General features: G+C 59.8%; 11 protein-coding genes. 5 read left to right on the top strand and 6 right to left on the bottom strand.

Annotated elements, in window-relative coordinates; genetic code table 11:
* Positions 1–138 precede the first annotated feature (138 nt).
* Together FS320_RS35945 and FS320_RS35940 are read left to right on the top strand one after the other, a co-directional pair.
* The gene (locus FS320_RS35945) at positions 139–441 is read left to right on the top strand and encodes a hypothetical protein (RefSeq protein ID WP_152717139.1); all 303 of its coding nucleotides are present in this window, start codon (positions 139–141) and stop codon (positions 439–441) included.
* Positions 438–905 (top strand): hypothetical protein, encoded by a 468-nt coding sequence (locus FS320_RS35940; RefSeq protein WP_152717138.1) that lies wholly within the window; start codon positions 438–440, stop codon positions 903–905. Before FS320_RS35945 ends, FS320_RS35940 begins: the two co-directional genes overlap by 4 nt.
* Before the next feature lie 94 nt (positions 906–999).
* On the opposite strand, the gene FS320_RS35935 is transcribed toward FS320_RS35940, so the two are convergent.
* From FS320_RS35935 to FS320_RS35925, 4 genes are all read right to left on the bottom strand, one after another.
* Entirely contained in the window at positions 1,000–1,317 is a 318-nt protein-coding gene (locus tag FS320_RS35935) for a hypothetical protein (protein ID WP_152717137.1), read from the bottom strand.
* Positions 1,318–1,521: 204 nt separating this feature from the next.
* On the bottom strand, positions 1,522–1,872 hold the full coding sequence (locus tag FS320_RS35930; protein ID WP_152717136.1) for a hypothetical protein: 351 nt from the start codon (positions 1,870–1,872) through the stop codon (positions 1,522–1,524).
* Between the two features lie 277 nt (positions 1,873–2,149).
* Entirely contained in the window at positions 2,150–2,299 is a 150-nt protein-coding gene (locus tag FS320_RS46395) for a hypothetical protein (protein ID WP_162866318.1), read from the bottom strand.
* Positions 2,300–2,796: 497 nt separating this feature from the next.
* Entirely contained in the window at positions 2,797–3,126 is a 330-nt protein-coding gene (locus FS320_RS35925) for a hypothetical protein (RefSeq protein ID WP_152717135.1), read from the bottom strand.
* A gap of 463 nt (positions 3,127–3,589) precedes the next feature.
* Here FS320_RS35925 and FS320_RS35920 point away from each other — a divergent pair, with 463 nt between their 5' ends.
* Together FS320_RS35920 and FS320_RS35915 are read left to right on the top strand one after the other, a co-directional pair.
* Entirely contained in the window at positions 3,590–4,069 is a 480-nt protein-coding gene (locus FS320_RS35920) for an acyl-CoA thioesterase (protein WP_152717134.1), read from the top strand.
* Positions 4,070–4,147: 78 nt separating this feature from the next.
* Positions 4,148–4,450, top strand: coding sequence for a hotdog domain-containing protein (locus FS320_RS35915; RefSeq protein WP_162003462.1), 303 nt, complete (start codon positions 4,148–4,150; stop codon positions 4,448–4,450).
* Here FS320_RS35915 and FS320_RS35910 read toward each other — a convergent pair.
* A complete protein-coding gene (locus FS320_RS35910) occupies positions 4,434–5,360 on the bottom strand; it encodes a DMT family transporter (RefSeq protein ID WP_152717133.1) in 927 nt (308 codons plus the stop codon). The two genes, FS320_RS35915 and FS320_RS35910, sit on opposite strands and share 17 nt — an antisense overlap.
* A 9-nt stretch (positions 5,361–5,369) precedes the next feature.
* Positions 5,370–5,783 carry an 8-oxo-dGTP diphosphatase MutT gene (mutT, locus tag FS320_RS35905; RefSeq protein ID WP_162003461.1) on the bottom strand — a complete coding sequence of 138 codons (414 nt, stop codon included), beginning with the start codon at positions 5,781–5,783 and terminating at the stop codon, positions 5,370–5,372.
* Between the two features lie 223 nt (positions 5,784–6,006).
* Between mutT and FS320_RS35900 the strand changes: the two genes are divergently transcribed.
* Positions 6,007–6,321: a hypothetical protein gene (locus FS320_RS35900; RefSeq protein ID WP_152717132.1), complete on the top strand. Its 315-nt coding sequence runs from the start codon at positions 6,007–6,009 to the stop codon at positions 6,319–6,321.
* The last annotated feature ends 63 nt before the right edge of the window (positions 6,322–6,384 follow it).

Genomic DNA, 6,384 nt, shown 5'->3' with positions numbered 1-6,384 from the left:
GCAAACGCGCCGCTCTCATCCGCCAAGCAGAACGCCTGGAGGTGGTGAGGACATGCCTGAAATCCGGTCAACTTTGCCAGCAAGGCTCGTACAGCCAATCTCAGATGGGGCGCCGTGAATTAACCGGGCTAGCTCATCATGGCGGATATCCCGGACCTGGGCATGAGCCCACAGGCTGTTCTCCCGGTCAGCCAGCTCGAGAACATCGCGAAGCTGGCGGCGGAGCATGCCGTCGAGCGCGGGATCGAGCGATTCCTTGAGCGGGCCGGGATTGATCCCGACGACATGGCGAACCTGCGCAAGGACTTCGCCTCCATGCGCTCCTCCCGCGAGATCAAGGAGGCCATCGTCAAGCAGGGATTCCTTGCCGTGATGACGATCCTGCTCGGCGGAATCGGCACAGCCGTCATGTTCTTTATCAAAGGTGGAGGCGTGAAGTGACCGTGCGCAAGATCATGGCCGGAGCAGCCGTCTGGCTGCTGGCCGCCTTCGTTGGTTCCTCCCTGTTCCTCTACGTCAGCCCAACGCTTGAGGCACACTTCGCTCCAGTCCTCTCCGATCAAAGGGCGGAAGTGATCTTACGTGAACCTGGGCGGGTCTGCTGGAAGTGGACTTGGCACAAGGCGCGGTACGCGCAGCCGACAGTCGTTGCGTGGTCGCTGATTGTAGCCGGCACGGCCGTTGAGTATCCGGCGGTGGTTGCCCGCCGGCGTGACGGTGAGGTCATCAAGGATATCCGAACCGCCAGTCTTGGGCCTGGCTCGAATGAGCTATGCGCCAAGATCCCGGTTGAACTCGACAACGTCAAAGACCTCATGATCCGGGGGCAGGCCAACTATGCCGTCCCGCACGGCTTCTGGACCATCTGGCAGGATCTGCCCGCTTTGGCGGTCCCGCCTCTTTAGAGCTTCCCTGCCGGTGCCTCCGGTGGGGAGGAGCCCTTCTTGGGCGTTTCCTCCCAAACTTGCCCTCCTGAGCTTCGGCTTGGGAGGGCCCTTTTTATTTGGGGCCCAGCTTTCTCCCATAGTTCCCCTTGAGGAAGAATTGGTTCACGGGCTCCTGCCATTCGGGGAGGTAACGGAAGCACTCCATAGCTCTCGGATGCTGGGCATAGGCTGGCATCGCGTTGAACTTCTCGCATTTCCAATCCTGGGTCACCTCGTTCACGGCCTGGAAGAGCGGATATGTCCCTCCCAGCTCCTCAATCAGCTGCGCCTTGTCGAATCGACCCTGTCGCTTGCATTTGGTGCACTCCACGAGGACCTGTGGGCGAGGGTAATGCCTGAGCTGGAAGGTGCGAGCGTAGGCCTTAGACATGGTCTCATCCAAGAATGGTGTGAAAACATGCCTTCAGAAAGAACAAAAGTCTAAGAAGGTGCTGGCAAAAAAGGGCGCCACAGCAGGGACGCTCAGGGGGATAGATTCATAGGGGCACCATGGTCATCGGGCTGAGGTACGGGTTGAGGCGGTACTGGTAAAGGTAAATAGTATCACCTTCCCGTGATTCCATTGCATCCTGGCTCAGGCTGACGGGGCTTTTGCTTCCGGCTCGGCATACAGAGAATCCGGCTTCCGGCCATACTTCATGTCCAAGACGAACTGGCTCACACGCTCCTGCCACTCGGGCAGGTGAGGGAGGCAGTACATAGCTCTCGGATGTAGAGCGTCGGCGGGTATCGCATCTGGCTTTTTGCATTCCCAGTCCTGGGCCAGCCGATCCTTCGCCTGGTGCACGGGATAGGTCTCTCCGAGCTTCTCGATCAGCTGAGCCACAACGAACCGACCCTGCCGCCCGCACTTGATGCACTCCACGACCACCTTCGGGAGAGGGTAGTGCCTGAGTTGGAAGGTGCGGTCGTACGTCTTGGGCATGCTCCACTCCATGAACGAACCGGGAACATGCCTTGAGCGAGGCAGCTAAGCCTATAGGGGAGGGCGCCTTGTCCCCGCAGTCCACAGGGGTGTGAGTAGATGGGTAGAAGAGAGATCTGAGGTCCCAGCCGAAAAAAGAGCGCTTCACCGTCTCAAGGGAGCGCTCAAAGGTGCCGACCCGTAGGGGCAGAAAGAGCCGGTTCAGCCCTTGTACGCAATCCTGCGTGCTGCCGTCTGTCGGGAAAGTAACAGTCCTGGAAGAAACTTATCGCGCTCCTCAAACCAGGGCCGGCTGATTGGCTGGTGAGCGCAGCCGCTCAATAAGTCTGTCCGCGGCTGTGCTGCTGAGGCCCCATGCGATCGGTTTGCCCTGAATATAGACCGTATAGGTTCCGTCCTGCGTGGCTTTCTTCGCCGCCTGCATCATGATCTCCCCTCTGCGTTGGTCGAATTAGGCCGCGCCTGATCCTATTGATGAACCTAGACTCGGCCCCCGGCCCGTAGTTGCCTCCACGGGTGGCAGTTAACCTAAAGTTAACCTTGGCCGCAATGCGGCTACGCTCCGAGCATTATGAGACAATTCTGTGGGCTTGCGGAGATTGCGGTGGCGTCGCGGGAGTAGGGCGACGTCGACCACTGAAAGCCCGAGCAGGTCATACCGAGGGTATGGCATGAAGGGGTGAAGAGAGGGTTGAGGGAGGTGGGCAGGGAGGCAGGGCTTGGACACTGCATCTCTGGGAGCGGGATCCCGGCGCTCTGGCGTTGAGCTACCCCCTGTCCGGCCAGATAATCCCTCACGGAACCGCGAACGCAATGGCACAGATGGAGTATGACCCGGCATGAAGGGGTGAGGAGAGGGTTGATTGCCTTTCTCCGGCCCCAGGCGGCATTCAGCGGCTATAGGTTGATCAAACAAGCCTTGTACTACGGCTCACTCTCGAGTTGTGGCTCTCCCTGATAGTTCGAGAGCTCTTCCGGAAGGATCAGAGGCGTTTTCGGGCCGGGCTTGTTGTAGCGAAGGCCGAGACACTCAACGCACATCGATCGAACAGCCTTTTCGCCGACGATACGATGCCGCCGTGCCATGGCAGTTTGGTCCCATGCAGAGAAGTACTTACCAATGTCCTTGTCAGCAGAACTTTGAGTGATGGTCTCGGTGACAGTGATCGCAGAGACCGACTGCGCAACATCCTGCGCCATGGACACGGAGCCTGAGGCTGAGACGATCAACAGAAGCAGAACGGCTTTGCGCATGGTCTCCTACATACTTTCACTGCTGTGCGCCCTGGCGTAGGCGGCATGCTGGATGAATGGGTCACGAAACACTCAGCAGCCCAGGATGGGACATAAAAAGGTTGAGGTGTGACATGGACGGCCCGACCAACTGATTGATCTTTCAGATCGGCCGGGCCGTTGTGGCATTGTGCTTAGGACAACCACGGGCTGGGAAACTAAGCTGTTCGTGCAACTTTGCAACGATCCAAAAGGAGATGCCTTTGGTGCAAAAGGCCCGCTTTCGATTCTAGAGGTAGCTCGAAGCGTCAACATCCCGGCCGGTACGTCTTCCAAACATCAGCTAGGGCGTCCGCGGTAATGGACAGCACACCGCGCCCCAATCTTCTAGAAGAGAAGCTGGAGGAGGGGGGCATAGGCCACGACTCCCTGACTTTTGGCCGGGGAGGCGCTTCTCGCATTTAGACAAAGGATTGGTGCCGAAATGGCGAATGATGGAAGCGCTCAGAGGCGACCGTCGGCAGGGTTGAGGCTTCTCCCCGACACACGGGATGCGTACCGGCAATTTGTCGAGATTACGACGCGATGGTCGGACAACGACGCCTATGGCCACGTCAACAATGTTGTCTACTACGCGTGGTTCGATTCCGCCGTGAACAGGATCCTGATTGAAGGCGGAGTCTTGGACGTCCAAAACAGTTCGGTTATCGGGCTGGTCGTTCAGAGCCAGTGCCAGTACTTCCGGACTATTTCCTACCCTGAGATAGTTCAGGTCGGCGTCCGGGCAGGGCACATCGGGAACTCAAGCGTTCGATACGAGCTGGCCGTCTTTACGGCTGGGAATGCAGATGCCGCCGCCCAAGGCAATTTCGTCCATGTGTATGTGGATCGGGCATCAAATCGGCCTGTTCCGCTTCCCGAACCGCTACGAACGCTGGTTGAGGCCATGAAGGCCTCAAGCTGAAGGTCTTACGCAGCAATGGTTTGACGCCATGTTCCAAGGAATATGATCTGCTGCGTTTGATGTGACTTCGACAGTGCCGTGAACGGATGGCTTGTCGAGAAAGGTCTGCTCGCCATCGCTGACAGCCCTGTCGTCGGTCTCGTGGTGGAATCGGGCTGCACCTATTTCGAGAGCGTCGCTTTTCCGGAGGTGCTCGAAGCCGGCATCGCTGTCGCACATCTCGGGCGCTCCTCGGTGCGTTACCGGATCGGGATTTTCAAGGCCGGCGCCGATCAGGCCTCGGCCCACGGCCATTTCGTCCATGTCTATGTGGACCGAGCCACCCAGCGTCCGGTTGAGATCCCGCCTGCGACGCGCGCGATGCTCAACGAACTGGCTTGAGTCTTCCGCTCAAGGACACGAGTGCCACACCTGTCAGCACCACGGCGCCCCCGGCGAGTTCGCGCAGGCCGACGCTCTCATCGAGAAACAGCACCGCCATGATGGTGGTCCAGACCGGCGCGAGATAGCCTACCATCGAGGCGCGGGTCGGGCCGATGCGGCGGATCAGGTGCATGAACAGCAGGATCGGCAGGGCCGTGGACAGGGCACCGAGCGCGAGCAGCGGCCCGAGGCGTGACGGAACGGGAGCAAAGGCTTGAGGGCCGGCCACGACGAGGGCGAGCAAAGTCGCGGCAAAGCCGGAGCAGATCTGCTGGCCCAGCGCCATCCTGGCCGGATCCGCCTGCTTGACGGTGCGGACAAAGACATTCGCCGTCGCATAGCTGAAGGCCGCGGCCGCCATGAGGAGCGCGCCCGTCGCATTGATGCCGCTGTCCGGCAGGGCGGCGGGACCGATTAAAATTCCCATGCCGAGGAAGCCGATGAGGACGCCCACGAAGCGCTGCGGCGTCAGCCGCTCATCGGCGAACAGCAGATGCGACAGCACGGCGACGATCAGCGGGGACGAGGCCTGGATCATGGCGGCAGGAGCCGTGGAGATCTGCGTCAGGGCATAGGCCAGCAGCACGTTCGGAAGCCAACCGTTGAGGGTGCCGAGCACGGCCCAGATGCGCCATTCGTGCCGCTGCGGCAGGATGCTCTTGCCTTGAAGACTGAACCACAGCGAAAGAGTGGCGGCTCCGATCAGGCCACGCATGGCGGCGAGCACGAACGGGCTCAGATTGCCGCTCAACTTCACGAGCAGGAGCGAGCTGCCCCACAGGAATGAGCAGACCAGCAGGTTGGAGAGAACGAAGGCTGCACTTGGCGCAGGCGTCGACGCGATGGCTCCGGCATTCTGCGAGGACATGGACGCCCTTCAAGGCCCGAGAAGGTCGACGAGGAACGGGATCAGCGGTTCGTCGGCGGGCGGCATGGGATAGCTGCGCAGCTCCTGCGCCTTGACCCATTTCAAGGCCTGGCCCTCGAGCGGCTGTACGAAACCGTCCCAGCGGCGGCAGACATAGAGCGGCATGAGCAGATGGAAGGTCTCGTACGGGTAGCTCGCGAAGGTCAGCGGCGCGAGGCAGGGCTCCTTCACCGCGATGCCGAGTTCCTCGCGCAGCTCGCGGATCAGCGTCTCCTCCGGCCGCTCGCCCGGCTCTACCTTGCCGCCGGGAAACTCCCACAGGCCAGCGAGCTGCTTTCCCTCCGGCCGCTGGGCCAGAAGGATGCGGTTGTCCGTGTCGATCAGGGCGACGGCAACGACGAGGGTGAGCTTGATAGGGGGCACGTATGAGATCCGCTTGAGGGCGTGGCATTGAATGAGTGTTCTTGGTCTCTTAGCGCGCTTCCTAGCCAGAGCGAATCGAATTTCGCGTGCCCTCCGACGGCTTCATGTATGCCCGAGCATAAGCCGATTTCCACTGGCACTATCGCCTTCGTGGTAAGCGGATCTTCCACAAAAAATATGTTATAATATATAAAATCTATCTAATCTCGTATTGGGGGATCCTATGAGGAAGCACGTCTTCCTGGCTATTCTTGGCTTTGCCTGCACGTCCTTTGGAGGCGATGCACAAGCTCAAGATTGTGTCGTCACGCCCATGATGTTCAACTCGCATGTCGCGAATCTGGAAGGCGAGATGACCGCCAAAGCCGGCAAAGGCTGTGGCTTCGGCCTCAATGGCATTCAAGGAGCGATAAGCGAAGCAGTCATTGTCCAGAAGCCGAAGGCGGGGATGGCAGGTGTGCGTGGCATCATGCCCTTATATGGGCCGATACGTCAGTCAAGTGCTGGTCGCAGGTGCTGCCGTGATCTCCGAGGTTGAGCCCGATGGCGCTCATGCGAACCGTTCGTCCGCATCACCTTATATCCGGTTGGGCCTAAGCCC

It is taken from the genome of Microvirga tunisiensis, assembly GCF_009296175.1.
GTDB classification, from domain to species: Bacteria; Pseudomonadota; Alphaproteobacteria; order Rhizobiales; family Beijerinckiaceae; genus Microvirga; species Microvirga tunisiensis.
The sequence above is the reverse complement of the archived record's forward strand: the minus strand, read 5'-3'. Positions and strand labels throughout refer to the sequence as shown.